14 protein-coding genes and 1 tRNA gene are annotated in these 17255 nt (G+C 66.0%); 7 read left to right on the forward strand and 8 right to left on the reverse strand.

Translation table 11 applies throughout. From position 1 onward, the window contains the following. The first annotated feature begins 30 nt into the window (after positions 1–30). The 5 genes from ABFP37_RS00370 to ABFP37_RS00390 all read left to right on the forward strand — a co-directional run bounded on the left by ABFP37_RS00370 (position 31) and on the right by ABFP37_RS00390 (position 5826). Complete coding sequence (locus ABFP37_RS00370; RefSeq protein WP_078030140.1) at positions 31–1416, forward strand: S8 family serine peptidase; 1386 nt, start codon at positions 31–33, stop codon at positions 1414–1416. 34 nt (positions 1417–1450) lie between these two features. Then, positions 1451–2917, forward strand: a complete 1467-nt coding sequence (locus tag ABFP37_RS00375) for an FAD-dependent oxidoreductase (protein ID WP_078030139.1) — start codon at positions 1451–1453, stop codon at positions 2915–2917. A 134-nt stretch (positions 2918–3051) separates the two neighbouring features. Next, on the forward strand, positions 3052–4032 hold the full coding sequence (locus ABFP37_RS00380) for an N-acetyltransferase (protein WP_078030138.1): 981 nt from the start codon (positions 3052–3054) through the stop codon (positions 4030–4032). Further along, positions 4023–4096: transfer RNA gene (locus ABFP37_RS00385), tRNA-Leu, on the forward strand. Before ABFP37_RS00380 ends, ABFP37_RS00385 begins: the two co-directional genes overlap by 10 nt. Positions 4097–4476: 380 nt before the next feature. Further along, the gene (locus ABFP37_RS00390) at positions 4477–5826 is read left to right on the forward strand and encodes an ABC transporter substrate-binding protein (RefSeq protein ID WP_078030137.1); all 1350 of its coding nucleotides are present in this window, start codon (positions 4477–4479) and stop codon (positions 5824–5826) included. 216 nt (positions 5827–6042) lie between these two features. Here the strand turns inward: ABFP37_RS00390 and ABFP37_RS00395 are convergent, their stop codons facing one another. The 4 genes from ABFP37_RS00395 to ABFP37_RS00410 are packed head-to-tail and all read right to left on the reverse strand — an operon-like array spanning position 6043 to position 10093. Then, positions 6043–6819 (reverse strand): ABC transporter ATP-binding protein, encoded by a 777-nt coding sequence (locus tag ABFP37_RS00395; protein ID WP_078030136.1) that lies wholly within the window; start codon positions 6817–6819, stop codon positions 6043–6045. Then, positions 6816–7835, reverse strand: a complete 1020-nt coding sequence (locus ABFP37_RS00400) for an ABC transporter ATP-binding protein (RefSeq protein WP_347032413.1) — start codon at positions 7833–7835, stop codon at positions 6816–6818. Before ABFP37_RS00400 ends, ABFP37_RS00395 begins: the two co-directional genes overlap by 4 nt. Continuing rightward, on the reverse strand, positions 7832–8800 hold the full coding sequence (locus ABFP37_RS00405; protein WP_078030134.1) for a branched-chain amino acid ABC transporter permease: 969 nt from the start codon (positions 8798–8800) through the stop codon (positions 7832–7834). The genes ABFP37_RS00400 and ABFP37_RS00405 overlap by 4 nt, the downstream gene beginning before the upstream one ends. Positions 8801–8809: 9 nt before the next feature. Further along, positions 8810–10093, reverse strand: coding sequence for a branched-chain amino acid ABC transporter permease (locus ABFP37_RS00410; RefSeq protein WP_347032414.1), 1284 nt, complete (start codon positions 10091–10093; stop codon positions 8810–8812). Positions 10094–10609: 516 nt separating this feature from the next. Here ABFP37_RS00410 and ABFP37_RS00415 point away from each other — a divergent pair. Continuing rightward, on the forward strand, positions 10610–11518 hold the full coding sequence (locus tag ABFP37_RS00415) for a Bax inhibitor-1/YccA family protein (RefSeq protein ID WP_078030133.1): 909 nt from the start codon (positions 10610–10612) through the stop codon (positions 11516–11518). Between the two features lie 120 nt (positions 11519–11638). Here the strand turns inward: ABFP37_RS00415 and ABFP37_RS00420 are convergent, their stop codons facing one another. Genes ABFP37_RS00420 through ABFP37_RS00435 form a run of 4 tightly spaced genes read right to left on the reverse strand, consistent with a single transcriptional unit; the run spans position 11639 to position 16130 of the window. Further along, positions 11639–12877: an acetyl-CoA C-acetyltransferase gene (locus ABFP37_RS00420; RefSeq protein ID WP_078030132.1), complete on the reverse strand. Its 1239-nt coding sequence runs from the start codon at positions 12875–12877 to the stop codon at positions 11639–11641. Between the two features lie 21 nt (positions 12878–12898). Beyond that, entirely contained in the window at positions 12899–14059 is a 1161-nt protein-coding gene (gene galK / locus ABFP37_RS00425; RefSeq protein ID WP_078030131.1) for a galactokinase, read from the reverse strand. Continuing rightward, complete coding sequence (gene galT / locus ABFP37_RS00430) at positions 14056–15240, reverse strand: galactose-1-phosphate uridylyltransferase (RefSeq protein WP_347032415.1); 1185 nt, start codon at positions 15238–15240, stop codon at positions 14056–14058. The genes galK and galT overlap by 4 nt, the downstream gene beginning before the upstream one ends. Further along, positions 15237–16130: a DeoR/GlpR family DNA-binding transcription regulator gene (locus ABFP37_RS00435; RefSeq protein ID WP_347032416.1), complete on the reverse strand. Its 894-nt coding sequence runs from the start codon at positions 16128–16130 to the stop codon at positions 15237–15239. The genes galT and ABFP37_RS00435 overlap by 4 nt, the downstream gene beginning before the upstream one ends. 131 nt (positions 16131–16261) lie before the next feature. Here ABFP37_RS00435 and ABFP37_RS00440 point away from each other — a divergent pair, with 131 nt between their 5' ends. Then, a complete protein-coding gene (locus ABFP37_RS00440; RefSeq protein WP_078030128.1) occupies positions 16262–17224 on the forward strand; it encodes an aldose 1-epimerase family protein in 963 nt (320 codons plus the stop codon). The last annotated feature ends 31 nt before the right edge of the window (positions 17225–17255 follow it).

Consider the following 17255-nt stretch of genomic DNA (forward strand, 5'->3'; position numbering starts at 1 on the left):
GGCACCAGCCAACCGAGTATTGGATCTTGAATGACCAGAGCAACAGCCCGGCTCCGCCGGACGGTCTCGGCTCTCCTGTCGGCGACGATCATCGGGGGCATCGCTGCCACGGTGGTCGCAACAGCCCCCGCGGCGCAGGCCGACACCTGGCGCGACAAGGAGTATTGGCTCAAGGAAGCCGGCATCACCAAGGCGTGGGAGGTCTCCAAGGGAGCCAACGTCAAGGTGGCCGTGATCGACAGCGGCGTGGACGCCAACCACCCGGATCTCAAAGGCGTCCTTGCTGGCGGGCATGACGTCTCCGGCGCGGGAACCAGCGACGGGCGGAAGAGCATCGGCGCCAAGCCCGAACACGGCACGCTCGTGGCCACCATGCTTGCCGGCCGCGGGCACCAGCCCAAGAAGGCCGCCAGCGCAAAACCCAGCCCCAGCGCCACGCCGTCCAAGAACATGCCGGACGGCATCATGGGTGTGGCACCTGAAGCCGAGATCCTCTCCGTTTCAACGTGGCTCGGCTCGGCCAATCCCGGCGGAAAAAGCGACCAGGACCAGATCCCGGAGGCCGTCCGCTGGGCCGTGGACAACGGCGCGAAAGTCATCAACATTTCGCTGGGCAGCACTTCCCCGGAATGGCCGCAGAGCTGGGACGCCGCATTCCTGTATGCCGAACAGAAAGACGTGGTGATCGTCGCGGCGGCAGGCAACAGGGTCGGCGGAAACGTGCAGGTTGGGGCGCCGGCCACCATCCCCGGCGTGCTGACCGTGGCCGGCCTGGACCGCGGCGGCGCCGCCAGCACCGACTCGTCCTCCCAGGGCATCAGCATCGGCGTTGCGGCTCCGGCGGAGAAACTCGTCGGAGGGCTTCCGGGAGGCAGCTACGCCGAATGGGCCGGAACATCAGGAGCCACCCCCATCGTGTCCGGCGTGGCCGCCCTGATCCGGTCCAAGTGGCCGCAGATGAGCGCCAAGCAGGTCATCAACCGGATCGTCTCCACGGCCAAGGACGCGGGCGCCCCGGGCAAGGATCCGCTCTACGGCTTCGGCGTGCTCAACGCGGAGGCGGCACTGACGGAGAACGTCGCCGAGACCCAAAGCAATCCGCTGGGGTCTATCTCAGACTGGATCCGCGTGCACCGCCGCGGAAACCTTGCCACGCCCACTCCTGTTCCACCAGCCGAGGCGCCGAGCGCCCACCCCACCCTGCCCGAGGCGACCGTCCCTGTGGCCCAGCCGCCGTCCCGGCTCGACAGCGCACTGCCCGCCGCCGTGGTCCTAGGTTTCGGCGGACTCTTCCTGGCCATCATTGTGGCCGCCGCCATCCAGCTGCGCCGCGTGTACCGGGGTTCAGACGGGAGCCGGGACGAGACCGAGACCGGCGTGCTGGACAAGGTGGACCCGGGCGGACCGACCAGTTAGTGAAGATTTTCACAAACTAATGTATTCTTGAAGCATGGCAACCACCCCCCAGCTCCAGGACCGTCCCCGGGTGCTCGTCGTCGGCGGCGGGTACGTCGGCCTGTACGTAGCACTGAAACTGCAGAACAAGATCGCGAACGCCGGTGGCATCGTCACCGTCGTCGATCCACTGCCCTACATGACCTACCAGCCCTTCCTGCCGGAAGTTGCCGGCGGAAACATCGAGGCACGCCACGCGGTGGTGTCCCACCGCCAGCACCTCAAGCAGACCGAGCTCATCCAGGGCCGCGTCACCTCGATCGACCACGCCAACCGCACTGCCGTGGTTGCCCCGGCAGACGGCGGCGAAAACTTCGAGGTGCCCTACTTCGACGTCGTCATTGCAGCAGGCGCCATCACCCGCACGTTCCCCATCAAGGGCCTGGCGGACAAGGGCATCGGCCTGAAGACCATCGAGGAAGCCGTTGCACTGCGCAACAAGGTCCTCGACCGCATCGAGGTCGGCTCCCTTATCACCGACCCCGCGGAGCGGGCCAAGGCCCTGACCTTCGTGGTTGTCGGCGGCGGCTTCGCCGGCATCGAGTGCATCACCGAAATGGAAGACCTCGCCCGCGCGGCCGTCAAGAACAACCCCCGCGTCAAGCAGGAGGAAGTCCGCTTCGTCCTCGTCGAGGCCATGGGCCGCATCATGCCCGAGGTCACCGAGAAGCAGGCAGTCTGGGTTGTGGAACACCTCCGCAGCCGCGGCATCGAGGTCCTGCTCAACACCTCGCTGGACAGCGCCGAGGGTTCCCTCAAGCTCATCAACCTGCCGGACAAGTCGCTGGCGCAGGAATTCGCAGCCGACACCCTGGTGTGGACTGCCGGTGTCCAGGCCAACCCGATGGTCCGTTCCACCGATTTCCCGCTCGAACCGCGCGGACGCGTACGGGTCCTCGCGGACCTGCGCATCGCCGGCGACGAAGGCATCATCGAGAACGCCTGGGCCGCCGGTGACGTTGCAGCTGTCCCGGACCTCACGGGCAGCGGCCTGCCGGACGGCACCTGCGTCCCCAACGCCCAGCACGCGCTGCGCCAGGCCAAACGCCTCGCCAAGAACCTGTGGGCCTCCCGCTGGGACAAGCCGCTGGTCGACTACAAGCACAAGAACCTTGGTGCCGTGGCCGGCTTCGGCGAGTGGAAGGGTGTTGCCAACATCAACCTCCTGGGCCGCATCGGCCTCAAGGGCGGCCTCGCGTGGCTGGCACACCGCGGCTACCACGGCATGGCCATCCCCACGGTGGAGCGCAAGATCCGCGTGATCATGGGCTGGATCCTGGCTTTCTTCATGGGCCGCGACACCACGCAGCTTGAAGACCTGGACAACCCGCGCGGCGCCTTCGTGGCCGCCGCCACTCCGGCTCCCAAGCCGGCTGCTGCCCCCGTCGCTGCGGCTGCGGACAAGCCCGCAGCCGCCCCGCAGGGCGGTTCCAAGGACGCTGTTGCGGCGGACGCCAAGTAGCACGGACTAACTGACGACGGCGGCCGTTCCCTTTCGGGGGAACGGCCGCTTCGTCGTTTGGCCGCCGTCCGGCTGACCGCCTGCGGCGTGGTGGGGTCCCCGGCAGCGGCGGTCCGCCAGCTTAGACTGGCTGCATGACGGGCGAAAAGAACCTCCAGACCCTGCTGGCCTCGATCCACCCCGTGCTGCGCGAAGGGGAGTATGTATACGTTCTCTGGCCGCACGGAAAACCGCTGACGGGCGGCATCGAAGCGGCCGTGCGGGAGGCCGAGGGGCTGACAGTGGTGTTGCCCCGCGCGGAGGCGGACAGGCTGGAGCTCCCTTACGATTTTGTGGCTGCCTGGATCACGCTCCAGGTCCATTCGGAGCTGGAAGCCGTGGGCCTGACGGCGGCGGTAAGCAGGGCGCTGACGCAGGCCCGGATCAGCTGCAACGTGCTGGCGGGCTTCCATCACGATCACCTGCTCGTGCCAGTGGGGGACACGGCGCGTGCCCTGGAGGCCCTGGCGGAGCTCTCGGCCGCCAACGCCCCGGAGCCTGAGCCGGTCCGGGAGCTGGTGCTGCGCAACGAGAATCCGGAAGACCGGGCAGCAATCCTCAGCCTGACGGCCGAGGCGTTCGCGGTGTCCCCGGTGACGGGGCTGCCCGTGGAAGGCCAGCCCGTGGAGGTGGAGCTGCTGCGGCAGCTCTTCGACTCCGAGGAATACCTGCCGGAGTTCAGCGTCGTGGCGGAGCTGGACGGTGAAATCGTCGGGCACGTCATCAGTACGCGGGCCTGGGTGGATGGGCTGGAGCTGCTGGGGCTCGGCCCCATCGGAGTGACCCCCAGACTGCAGCGCCACGGCATCGGCTCGGCGCTGATGCGCGAAACTGTGGTCCGGGCCAACACGGCGGGGGAGCGCGGCATCGCTCTGCTGGGGAGCACAGAATACTATCCGCGCTTCGGCTTTGTGCCGGCGTCGTCGCTGGGCATCGAGGCCCCGGACAAGAACTGGGGGGACAATTTCCAGTTTCTTCCCCTCGCGCTGTGGCCGGGCGGCGTTCACGGCACCTTCCGATACGCAGGACCGTTTGCCCCCGCGGAAGGCGATACCATTGACCGGGCGCCCCAGTAGCCCAATTGGCAGAGGCAGCGGACTTAAAATCCGCGTGTTGTGGGTTCGAGTCCCACCTGGGGTACTTAGGGCATGGAAGTGCCCGCTTGTGTGCGGGGCCCAGAGGCTGTCGCTTGCCCAAGGCGGCCGCGCTGAAGCTGTCTCCGGCCGTGGCCAAGTGACCGTCCACGCGCATACGGCCGTGGCATTTCTCCGGCCCCAACCGTTCCCTTTGTGCCTTTGCGGCGTTCCCTTGGCACTCCTGTTTCCGAGGTGCCTGTTCTGGCTGCTTCGAAGTCAGGGGCCCCAGTATCCGCAGGTGTCCCATATGCAACGAGTGTTATAAGGATGTGACCTTACTCACTTATGTTCGGGCCTGATTTGCATTAGCTTGAAGTTAAATCAGGAACACCTGACCAATCGCATCAAAGGCCGTTCGCACCTTTCGATCGAGGAGACTCTCAAATGATTTCACTCCCCCAGGCGGCGCCCCGAGTCGCTAAGCTCACAGCGCTTAGCATCGGCGTCGCCCTTCTGGCTTCGGCTTGTGGTGGCAGCTCCACCCCAACCGCGACCACCTCCGCGGCAGGCGCGGCCGGCGGCATTTCCTGCCCGGCGCCCAGCGCGACTGCTGGTGCCTCCAGCACAGCGACCGAAACCGGCGCCGTGCCGCCTTCGACGACGACCACCCCTACGCCACTCAAAATTGGATCGCTTCTGCCGACAACGGGGTCGCTGGCGTTCCTCGGCCCGCCCGAGATCGCCGGTGTTAACCTTGGCATCAAGGAGATCAATGCCGCCGGCGGCGTCCTCGGCAAGCCCGTGCAGGTCATCCACCGCGACTCCGGTGATACCAAGACTGACATCGCGACACAGTCGACCACGGCTCTGCTGGGCCAGGGCGTCAGCGCCATCATCGGTGCGGCATCCTCCGGCGTGTCGAAGACCGTCATCAACCAGATCACTGGAGCAGGTGTGCTGGAATTCTCGCCGGCCAACACGTCCCCGGACTTCACCACCTGGGACGACAAGGGCCTTTACTGGCGTACGGCTCCCTCTGACGTCCTGCAGGGCAAGGTCCTGGGTAACTACATTGCCACCTGCGGAGCTCAGACCTTGGGGATGATGGTCCTGAACGACGCCTACGGCACAGGCCTGCAGAAGAACGTGAAGGAAGCCTTCACCGGGGCCGGCGGCCAGGTCGTGGCTGAGCAGCTCTACAACACCGGCGATTCGCAGTTCAGTAGCCAGGTCGATGCCCTGGTGGCAGCCAAGCCGGACGCTATTGCGCTGATCACCTTCGACGAAGCCAAGAGCATCATTCCGCTGCTGACGGGCAAGGGCATCAAGCCGGAACAGCTGTTCCTGGTTGACGGTAACCTCTTCGATTACAGCAAGGACTTCAAGGCAGGAACCCTTAAGGGAGCTCGCGGCACGCAGCCGGGAACCTTTGCCAAGGAAGACTTCAAGAAGCAGCTACTTGCCATTGACCCCGCCCTGCGGACGTACAACTATGCAGGCGAGTCATATGACGCCGTCAACATGACTGCACTTGCGGCAGAGGCGGCAAAGAGCACGAAGGGCACGGACATTGCCAAGCAGCTCAAGGCAGTCTCCGAGGGCGGCGAGAAGTGCAACACCTTCCCGTCATGCGTCACCCTGCTCCGCAACGGCAAGGACATCGACTACGACGGCCAGTCCGGTCCGATCACGTTCTCTGACGCCGGTGACCCCACAGAGGCTTACATCGGCATCTACGAGTACGACGACACCAACAAGCCGCAGCCTGCTCAAGAAGAGTTCGGCAAGCTGTAAGCCGCTTTCCTAACCAGGTCAGAAGCCCCCGTCCGGCAGGACGGGGGCTTCTGCGTGCCCGCGGGCCTGCGTGAGGTACGTACGAGCGCGGGCGCCGAGCAAAGAGCTGCGGAGGCGGCCGGACGTGCCAGGTGCCAGGCGGAACCAGGCATGCAGAAGGGCCGCCACCGGATCGGTGACGGCCCTGGTGCTAGGTTCTGCCCGTGCGGTTAGCGCCTATTTTTCGTGTTCGTCGGCGAGCGTGCCGAGGTACAGCTGGATGACCTTCGGGTCCTTCATCAGTTCCCGTCCTGTTCCCGTGTACGCATCCTTGCCCTGGTCCAGGACGTAGCCGCGGTCGCAGATCTGCAGGCACCGGCGGGCGTTCTGCTCCACCATGATCACGGACACGCCGGCACGATTGATCTCGTGCACGCGAAGGAAGGTCTCGTCCTGCTTCACGGGGGAGAGGCCTGCCGAGGGCTCGTCCAGCAGCAGCACTGCGGGGTCCATCATGAGGGCACGGCCCATGGCCACCATCTGGCGTTCACCGCCGGACAGCGAACCCGCCCGCTGGGCCCTGCGCTTGCCAAGCTCCGGGAAAAGGCTGGTGACAAAGTCGAACCGCTCGGCGAAGTCCTTGGGACGCTGGAACATCCCCATCTGCATGTTCTCCTCGATGGTGAGCGTGGCGAACACGTTGTTGTTCTGCGGGACAAAACCCACGCCCTGGGTCACCAGCTTGTTGGCTTTGAGGCCGGTCAAGTCCTTGCCACGGACCACGACTGACCCCGAGTGCACCTTCACGAGGCCAAACATGGCCTTGAGAAGTGTGGACTTTCCGGCGCCATTCGGCCCGATGATGCCGATCAGCTCGCCTTTGCGGGCTTCGATGCTGCAGCCGTTGAGGATGTTGACCCCTGGAAGATATCCAGCCACCAGGTTGGTAACTTTGACGACGGAGTCGTCCGCTGCTGCGCTCTGTGCGGCCGGGGCCGCGCTCGTGGCACTCATGCTTTGTCCTTGTCTGTGTGGCCGGGCTCGTGCAGCTCGGGCGCCACAAAGTCGACGGCAATGATGCCGGCGTTCTCCGTGCCCACGATAGATTCCTCGTCCGCGACCAGTTCCTGCTCAAGTGCCTTGATGCCTTCAGAGTCGCCGAGGTCGACGTCGTGGTGGGCGCCCAGGTAGGCGTCGATCACGGCCGGGTTCTTCATGACCTCACCCGGGGGACCCTCAGCCACGATCTTGCCTTCGGCCATGACTACCACCCAGTCCGCGATGTGGCGGACCATGTTCATGTCGTGTTCCACGAAGAGGACGGTCATGCCCTCTGCCTTGAGATTCTTGATGTGGTCCAGCAGGGACTGGGTCAGCGCCGGATTGACGCCGGCCATCGGCTCGTCGAGCATTACCAGCTTGGGCCTTACCATGAGCGAGCGGGCCATTTCGAGCAGCTTGCGCTGGCCGCCGGACAGCGATGCCGCGTAGTCGTCCTTCTTCGTGTCCAGCTTGAATTTCTCCAGCAGGACGTTCGCCTGATCGGTGATTTCCTTTTCCCGGCTGCCCCACATGCCCTTGAACAGGGCCTTGGACAGCCGTTCACCGGGCTGGTCGGAGCCGCCCAGGCGCATGTTCTCCATCACCGTCAGCTTGCCCATGACCTTGGTCAGCTGGAAGGTGCGGACCATGCCCATCCGCGCCACCTTGTAAGAGGAGACGCCGGCAATGCTCTGCCCTTCAAACTGCCATTTGCCGGAGTTCGGAATGTCGAATCCAGTGAGCAGGTTGAAGAGGGTGGTCTTGCCCGCCCCGTTAGGACCGATCAGTGCGGTGATCTTGTGGCGCGGGATCTCAAGGTACTCGACGTCGACGGCGTTGATGCCGCCGAACGTGCGCGTCACGTTTTCGGCGACGACGATGGGGTCCCGTTTCTTGCAGCCGGGGGTGTTCTCGCCGACGGCGATCGCGCGGGCGTCCGTCATGTAGTCGACGCCGGCTTCCATTGACTCTTCGCTGTGCTTGCTCATGCGAACGCCAGCTCCTTCTTGTTACCGAAGACGCCCTGCGGCCTGAAGATCATCAGCAGCATCAGGGCGACTCCCACCAGGATGTAGCGCAACTGCCCGGCCTGGACTGTGGTCAGCCAGGTCACTGCGCCCGATTCGATGAGGCCGTAGAGAATGCCCTGGGTCAGCGACAGAACCACCCAGAAGATCATGGCGCCGATAACCGGCCCCAGGACCGTGGCCATGCCGCCAAGGAGCAGGCAGGTCCACAGGAAGAACGTCAGCTCGGTGCCGTAGTTGGCAGGCTGGACTGCGCCGCGGGGGAGGGTAAACACCATGCCGGCCAGCGCCCCGACGATGCCGCCGATGACCAGCGCTTGCATCTTGTACGCGTAGACGTTCTTGCCGAGCGAGCGCACTGCGTTCTCATCCTCGCGGATGCCCTTCAGGACCCGGCCCCAGGGGCTGCGCATCAGCAGCCAGACGATGATGCAGCAGACAACCACCAGGCCCCAGCCCACGATGCGGATGAAGAAGTCGCGGTTGTTCATGCCGAAGTAGGAGCCCTCGGGGAACGGGTTCATCGAGTAGAAACCGCTTTCAAAGGCTGCGAGTCCGTTGGCCGACCCGGTCACGGAGGTGAGTTGGTTGGTGGTGACGACGTAGCGGATGATCTCCGCCGCGGCAATGGTGACGATGGCCAGGTAGTCTGCCCGCAGGCGGAGGGTGGGGATACCCAGCACCAGCGCGAACAGCACAGAGCAGATGACGGCGATCAGCAATCCCACGAAGAACGGGACGCCGAAGCTGAGGGTGGAGATGGCGAAGCCATAGGCTCCCACCGCCATGAAGCCGGCCTGGCCGAAGTTCAGCAGGCCAGAGTAGCCGAAGTGGACGGCCAGGCCGAGGGCGGCAAGTGCGTATGCGGCCGTCGTCGGGCTGAAAATTTCACTTGCTGCGCTGGAAAGAATGAATCCGAAGTCCATGGCAGCCTCCTAACCCACGCGCTCGCGTCGGCCCAGGATCCCCTGGGGCCGGAACAAGAGGACAACAATCATGATGAACAGTGCTCCCACGTATTTGAGGTCGGCTGCAAGGCCGAAGACGGTGGTCAGTTCGACGAAGATGCCGACGATGACGGATCCGATGAGGGCGCCGAAGACGGTGCCGAGGCCACCGAGGGTAACGCCCGCGAAGATGAGCAGCAGGATCTGCGAGCCCATGTCGAACGTGACGCCGGGACGGTAGTAGGCCCAGAGGATGCCGCCGAGGGAGGCAAGCACGCCGCCAACAATCCAGACGAGACGGATGACGGAGTCCACGTCAATGCCGGATGCCGCTGCCAGGGCGGGATTGTCCGCCACGGCCCGGGTGGCCTTGCCGAGCCGGGTCTTCAGGAGCACTATGCCGATCAGGCCGATCACGATTGCGCTGATCACCAGCGACCACAAGTTATTGGGCGAGATGGAGACCGGGCCGATCTGGATTTCCGCGCTTTGGGCGAAGGGCAGTTGCTGGGTGGCCCCGCCAAAGTAGAACTGGATGATGTAGCGGATTGCCAGGGCCAAGCCGATGCTGACGATCATCATGGGGACCAGTCCGGTGCCGCGGCGGCGCAGGGGCCGCCAGAGGCCGGCGTCCTGGGCATAGCCGAAGAGTCCTCCGCCCAGGAGGGCTAGGAGGATGGCCAGCCAGAACGGCAGGTTCATGGCATCGAAGATGAATACGAGCACGGCCCCGAGCGTCACCATCTCGCCGTGGGCGAAGTTCGTCAGTCCGGTGGTGCCGAAAATCAGGGACAGCCCCACGGATGCGAGGGCCAGCAGGAGGCCGAAGCTCAGGCCAGCGACCAGCCTGTTGAGCAGGTTCTGGCCGAAGTCCTGCTGTTGGACGACGATGCCCTTGCCGAAGGCGAAGATCACCGAAACGTTGGACGTCTGGCTAAACGTGACGTTCCGGGGGTTGGCCTGGCCTTCCGCGAGCTTGATGCCCTGCGGCAGGGTGGACTCGTCCAGTTTGACCTCGTAGGTGCCCTGCGACGGCACCCCTATGTTCCAGGCCCCGTTGGCACCCGACGTTGCTGTTCCAGTGAAGTCACCGTTTTTGGCCGTGATCTTCACACCTTGGATGGGGGCGCGTGCATCATCGCGGAGAAAGCCGCTGATGTTGTTCTGGAACTGCTGGTTCGACGGGGATGGTGTCGGGGATGGCGTGGCCGCCAGCGATGCTGGTGCGGCGACGAGCAGGATCGCCACGACTGCGGCGGCAATTGCCCCCATGGCCTTGAGCAATCCGGCTTGCCGTCGGCGCGGCAGGCCTCTCGGTGTGCGTCTCAAAATGAAAACCTCCACATGGGGATGGTCTGGGTTGCGTCGTTGCAACCGCTGCGAACGGAGAAGGTGACGGACGGCGGAACGGGTGGTGCAAATGGAGCGATGCGATGCTGATGGCTTGACTTCTTGTGATATCCGTCACCCTACTTCGCCCCATGTTACAGCGAGAGCAGTACAAAGTTTGCGCGTCAAGGCGGCCGCCAGATAGCGATCCGATAACGACTGTGAAGCTGGCCACAACCACTAATTCAGCCCAGCTTATGAAAACTTTTGTTGTATGCCAGTATTCCTAAACAGTCCTTCGGTGGCGGGCTGAGCGACCCGCCACGCGGCGGGTGCGTCCATGTCACGATTCCGTGTCAACGGGCCGTCCGCGGAACTTTACACACCGCTGACGCGTGGAAATTGGTAGTTTGAACTTAGAAAATCCATTACTCACCCCTTATTTGGAGGACACCCGCAATGGCACTTGGCGGAAACCCGATCTTCAACGGAAAGAATTTCCGTGAAGCCACCCAGGCACCGCCTGTCCCGCAGGCGTACGGCCAGAACCAGTACGGACAGGGCGCCTACGGCCAGGCGCCCGTCATGGACGCCCCCAGGGGCTGGGGCTCCCAGCAGCCGGGCATGACCGATGACCAGCTGCAGCAGATGTACAACCGGCCGGCCGCCGGGCCGGTCGAAACCGGCCGGATGTCCTACGACGACGTCATCGTCAGGACCGCTATCTGCCTCGGAGCCGTGATGGCAGGAGCCGCCGTCACGCTGTTCGTCGGAATGGCGCTGGCCAGCCTGCTCATGATCGTCGGCGCGCTGGGCGGGTTCGTCCTGGCCATGGTCAACACATTCAAGAAGCAGCCCTCGCCCGCACTCATCCTGGCTTACGCCGGTCTTGAAGGCCTGTTCCTCGGCGGACTGACCCGCATCCTTGACGCCTTGTACCCGGGTGTCGGGCTGCAGGCCGTGATTGGCACGCTCTCCGTCTTCGCGGTGACCCTCCTGCTCTTCCGGAGCGGCAAGGTCCGCGCCACCCCCAAGGCCATGCGCTTCTTCATGATCGCCATGATCGGCTACGCCGTGTTCGCCCTCGTGAACATGGTGATGGTCTGGACCGGCGCGGTGCAGTCCCCGTTCGGCCTCAGCACGAGCGTCGAGATCTTCGGCATCCCGCTCGGTGTTTTCATCGGCATCCTGGCCATCGGACTGGCCGCTTTCTCGCTGATCATGGACTTCACGAGCATTGAAGCCGGCGTCCGTGCCGGCGCCCCTGAGCGCTTCGCCTGGACGGCAGCCTTCGGGCTCACCGTCACCCTCGTCTGGCTGTATGTGGAAATCATCCGCCTGCTGGCGATCCTCCGCGGCGAGGACTAGAACTAAAGCCGGCCTATGCCGTCGTGATTTGAACAAAAGGAGAGGGCCCCGCCAGTTCACCGGCGGGGCCCTCTTTTTGCAGGTCCCTCACCCGGCTAGGCGGGGAGGCGGCGGGCCGGATCAGCTGAGGCGTTCCAGAACGACGGCCATGCCCTGTCCGCCGCCCACGCACAGCGTGGCCAGGCCGAGCGTTCCGTCCGTCTCGCGAAGGCCGTTGAGCAGCGTGGCGGTCATGCGGGCGCCGGTCATGCCGAAGGGGTGGCCCAGTGCGATGGCGCCGCCGTGGATGTTGAGCTTCGCGGAGTCGATCCCGAGTTCGCGGGCACTGGCCACAACCTGGACCGCGAAGGCCTCGTTGAGCTCCACTAGGTCGATGTCGCCGATGGTCAGCCCGGCGGAGGCCAGTGCCCGGCGCGTGGATTCCACGGGACCCATCCCCATCAGCTCGGGTGAGAGCGCGCTGACGCCGGTGGAGACGATGCGCGCAAGCGGCTCCAAGCCGCGTTCCCTGGCCCGCGAATCGCTCATGATGACGACGGCGGCCGCGCCGTCGTTGAGGGGGCAGGCGTTTCCGGCCGTCACGGTACCCCCGCGCCGGAAGACGGGCTCCAAAGCGCTGACGCCTTCGAGCGTGACCCCCGCGCGCGGCGAGTCGTCCCGGTCCACCACGATGCCGTCGCGCCGCCGGTAGGGCGTGATTTCCCGGGCGTAGAAGCCCGAGGCGATGGCAGCCTCCGCGCGGTTCTGGCTCAGCACGGCCCAGGCGTCCTGATCGGCGCGGCTGATGCCGTAGGACGTGGCCACATTCTCGGCCGTCTGCCCCATGGCGATGTAGATGTCCGGCATCCGGCCGCCCAGCCTCGGGTCCGTCCAGGGCGTGTTGGAGGCGGCCCGTGCGGTGGTGCGCTGGCGTGCGGGTTCGAAGAGCGGGTTGTGGTTGCCGGCGTCGGTTTCGCCTGCCCCGGCCCAGCTTTGGTACCGCGACACCGCTTCGACGCCGGCAGCCACGAAGGCCTGCCCCTCGCCGGCCCGGATGGCGTGGAAAGCCATGCGGACGGTCTGCAGGCTCGAGGCGCAGAACCTGTTGATGGTGGCGGCAGGCACATGGTCCAGGCCGGCCAGGATGGTGACCACGCGGGCCATGTTGGAACCGGCTTCCCCGCTGGGCTCGGCGCACCCGAGGTACAGGTCGTCGAGCCCGGGCGTGCTGTCCCCGGTGGGGTCGAACGCCGGCAGCTTGGCCAGCGCCGCACTCACCATGGCCGCGGCGAGGTCGTCCGGCCGCTCGTCCTTCAGGGACCCCTTGAAGGCGCGTCCGATCGGGCTCCTGGCGGTTGAAACAATGACTGCTTCCGGCATGCGCCCAGCCTACGCCCGGTGCTAGGCGAGCCGCATCGCCCCGGCCGCCGGGGTGACGGTGAAGATGTCAGGGGCGGTGTAGCCCGCCTTGGCAAAGGCCTGTTCGACGGCGGCGCGCACCTGCTGCTCCGCCGCCACCGGCGTGAGCGCGATGGCCGCCCCGCCGAACCCGCCGCCGGTCATCCGGGCCCCGATGGCGCCGTTCGCCCGGGACGTGTCGACCGCAAGGTCCAGTTCCGCGCACGAGATTTCAAAGTCGTCCCGCATCGAGGCATGGCTGGCGTCCAGGAGCCCGCCTATCGCTGCGGGACCCTGCCGGCCAAGGAGCTCCACGGTCTGCAGCACGCGCTCATTTTCCGTGACGATGTGCCGGACCCTGCGGAATGTGACTTCGTCCAGAAGTCCGCTGGCCTCCTCCAGGTCCTCCGGTCCGACGTCCCGCAGCGCCCTGACGCCCAGCACCTCGGCGCCGAGCTCGCACGACGCGCGGCGTGAGGCGTAACCGCCGTCGGCATGGGAGTGGGACACCTTGGTGTCGATCACGAGCATGACCAGTCCCGCGTTCTCCGCCTCGAACGGCACCAGCTGCACGCTTTGGTCTCGGCAGTCCAGGAACACCGCATGGCCCTTGGACCCGCGCAGCGACGCGGACTGGTCCATGATGCCCGTGGGGGCGCCCACGAAGTCGTTCTCGGCCCGCTGGGTTGCGAGGACCATCTGCTCGGCACCCAGTCCGGCGCCGGTGAGGTCGTTCAGCGCGGAGATGACGGCGCATTCGATGGCGTGCGACGAGGAGAGCCCGGCACCCAGCGGGACGTCCGAGTCCAGCAAAAGGTCCAGTCCCGGAACGTCGATGCCGCGTTGCTGCAGGGACCAGATGACGCCGAGCGGGTACTTGGTCCATCCCTTGGCCGCCCGGCCATCCAGCGAGGCGGTGTTCGCTGTCGTCAGGCCCTGGTCCCCGTAGGTGGACAGAAGCCGGACGGTTGAGTCGGGACGCACGCCGACGGCGACGCGCGCCGTCTTGTCGATGGCGAACGGGAGCACGAAGCCCTCGTTATAGTCGGTGTGTTCGCCGATCAGGTTGACCCGCCCGGGAGCCTGCCAGACACCGTCCGGGAGGCGGCCGAAGGCGGTCTGGAACTGTTCCGCGAGGTCGGTGGTGCTGACGGCGGGGGTCATGCGTGGGCTCCTTCGGTGAGGCCGGGGGCGGTCGGGGCCAGTGCTTCGGCCGGTGAGGCGGTAACAGTTCCCGGGGAAGCGGGAACGGTGACGGCACGCAGGCGTTCCGCGACCAGCTCGGGGGTGGTGTCGTTGATAAAGGCCCCCATGGCAGCTTCCGATCCCGCCAGGTACTTCAGCTTGTCGGCGGCGCGGCGGGGGGAAGTGAGCTGCAGGTGCAGGTAGCCCGCCGGTCGGAGCGGTTCGTCCACCGGGGCCTGGTGCCACGCGGAGATGTACGGGGTCGGCGTCGGGTAGAGGGCGTCCAGGCGCTTGAGGAGGTCGAGGTACACGTGCGCCAGCTCGTCTTTCTCGTCCCCGCTCAGGGCGGCCAGATCGGGGACCTGGCGGTGGGGCACCAGATGGATTTCCAGCGGCCAGCGGGCAGCGAACGGCACGTAGGCGCTGAAGTTCGAGCTTTCCATGATCATGCGGCTGCCGTCCTCGCGCTCGGCGCGCAGCAGTGAACCGGTCAGCGTCTGCCGGCCGCCGGCGTCGTCATAGAACCTGCGGGCGGCCGCGCCCATCACGGCGGCGCGGGGCGTGACGTACGGGTAGGCGTAGATCTGGCCGTGCGGGTGGTGCAGCGTGACACCGATGTCGGCTCCGCGGTTCTCGAACGGGAAGACCTGCTTGATGCCCGGCAGTGCGCTGAGGGCAGCGGTGCGGTGCGCCCAGGCCTCCACCACCGTGCGGGCGCGGGTTTCACTGAGGCCACTGAACGAACCGGTGTGCTCGGGCGTGAACGTCACCACTTCGCACCGGCCGAAGGCGGGTCCCGTGGTTCCCCAGCCCGGATTGTCCGGGACAGGACCCACTGCCGGACCAAGGGATGGGAAGCGGTTCTCAAACACCGCGACGTCGTAGTCCGGCGCCGGGATCTCCGAGGGATTGGCGTCCGTGGTGGGGCAGATCGGGCACTGGTCCGCCGGCGGCAGGTGTGTGCGGGTCTGGCGGTGCGCTGCCACGGCAACCCATTCGCCCGTGAGGGCGTCGAACCGGACTTCGCCGGGCTCGCCCCTGGGCGGCAGGTCCCGGTGGTCCCTGGTGGTTTCCACGGACCGCGGCCGGGCGGAGCCGGCGTCGTCGAAATAGAGCAGTTCGCGGCCGTCTGCTAGCTGGGTGCTGGTGATGTGGGTCATGCGTCGTGTCCTTTGTACGCGGAAACCTGCGGCGTCCGGCTGGAAGGGAGGGGGGAACGGAGTTGTGCCGAGGGGGCTGCCGCTATGCGCAGATCACCGACAGCCTGTCTTAGTACGTCGGCGGCCTCATGCCGGGCGCCGCGGGTGGCGATGCCGGAATCGGTAATCAGGGTGCCGATGGACGCGAGCGGCGCGATTCCCGCCAGGCCCACAATGCCGTACTTTGACGCATCGGCGAGCACCACCAGCGCACCCGAAGCGCCAATCATGGCTGCGTTGGCCTCTGCTTCCAGAAGGTTCGGTGAGGTAATGCCGGCTTCAGGGTCAATGCCGTGGACTCCCATGAAGCAGAGGTCCGCATGAAGGTTTTCCATGGCGTGCATGGTGACCGGTCCCACGAGAGCCTCGGACGGAGTGCGCTGCCCGCCCAGCACCAGAGTCCGGATGCCGCCGCGCGCGGCTGTGGCCGCGGTTGCCGGGCCCACGGTCCCGGGGACAAGGGCGTTGGCCACCATGATGGAGTTCGTGGCCACCGTCAGCCCGAGATCGCGGGGGAGGAGGCGGGCAAACTCGTACGTGGTGGTGCCGCCGGAAATAAGCAGGGTCATGTCCGGCCGCAGCAGGCTCAGCGCCTCCGCGGCGATGGCCTGCTTTGCCTCGGTCTCCTGTGCCGACTTGCTGACAAACCCGGGTTCGATGGCGCTGAAGGTGCCGGTCCGGGTAGCGCCGCCGTGGACGCGAAGCAGCTGGCCCTCCGCATCGAGGGTGTCGATGTCCCGGCGCACAGTCATTTCGGAGACTCCGAGCACGCCCGCCAGGTCCGCCACGCGGACGGTGCCGCTGGATTGGAGTTCCTGGAGGATCAGGTGCCGCCGCTGGGTTGCGAGCAAGGCTCCTCCTTCCTGTCTGTGGGGCGTATCACCATTGTGGCACAAAACGATCAAAAACAAATACTTTCTAACAAAAGATAACAAGCCGGCCTGCCGGCCGCACGGCCCGGGAGCGTTGTACGGTAGGTTCCATGACTCCCGCCGCCGCTCCTGATCCCAGCGAAAACCACTCGGAACCCAGGCGCTACGCCTCAGGCCGGCAGTACGAACTGAGGCGCGGCGACGCGCTCGCAGTCGTCACCGAGCTCGCCGCGGGCCTCCGTTGGTACAGTCGCGCCGGCATCCAGCTGACCGAGACGTACGGCGATTCGGACATCCCGCCCGGAGCCACCGGAATCACGCTGGCGCCATGGGCCAACAGGGTTGAGGACGGCGTCTGGCACCTTAACGGCAAGAAGCAGCAGCTGGACATCACGGAGGTCTCGCGGAACAACGCAAGCCACGGGCTCCTGCGCAATGCGTCGTACGCGCTGGTCACGGAATCCGAATTCTCCGTGACCCTTGAGGCTCCGGTGTTCCCGCAGCACGGATATCCGTTCCTGCTACGCCACCGCGTGGAGTATTCGCTTGCCGATGACCTGGGGCTCGTGGTGCGGCAGACGCTGATCAACGATTCCCGGGCCGACGCACCCTTCGTGCTGGGTGCCCATCCGTATCTCCGCCTCGGCGAAACTCCCAGCGAAGAGCTCACCCTGACGGTCAGCGGCGCGACGCGGCTGGTGGCCGACGGCAGGCTCATACCGCGCAGCTCCGAACCCGTCAGCGCCGACAGCGACCTGCGGGACGGGCGGAACGTGGGGGACCTCGACGTCGACGTCGCCCTGACTGATCTGCAGTTCGACGGCGGGATCGCCCGCCACACGCTGTCGGCGGCGGACGGCCGGAGCGTCAGCCTCTGGCAGGACGAAACATGCCGGTTCGTCCACGTGTTTGTGACCCGGGAATTCCCGGGCCGCACGAAGGCCGTGGCCATCGAACCGATGACCGGTCCGGCAAACGCCTTCAACTCGGGCGACAGCCTGCGGTGGCTGGCGCCCGGCGAATCCTTCACCATGACGTGGGGAATCGGCGCCGCCCTGGATGCCGCCGCCTAGCGTTTTCTGATCCGGCGGGCGCCGTGCGGGC

This window comes from Burkholderia sp. RS01 (genome assembly GCF_039748055.1).
Taxonomy (GTDB): Bacteria; Actinomycetota; Actinomycetes; order Actinomycetales; family Micrococcaceae; genus Arthrobacter.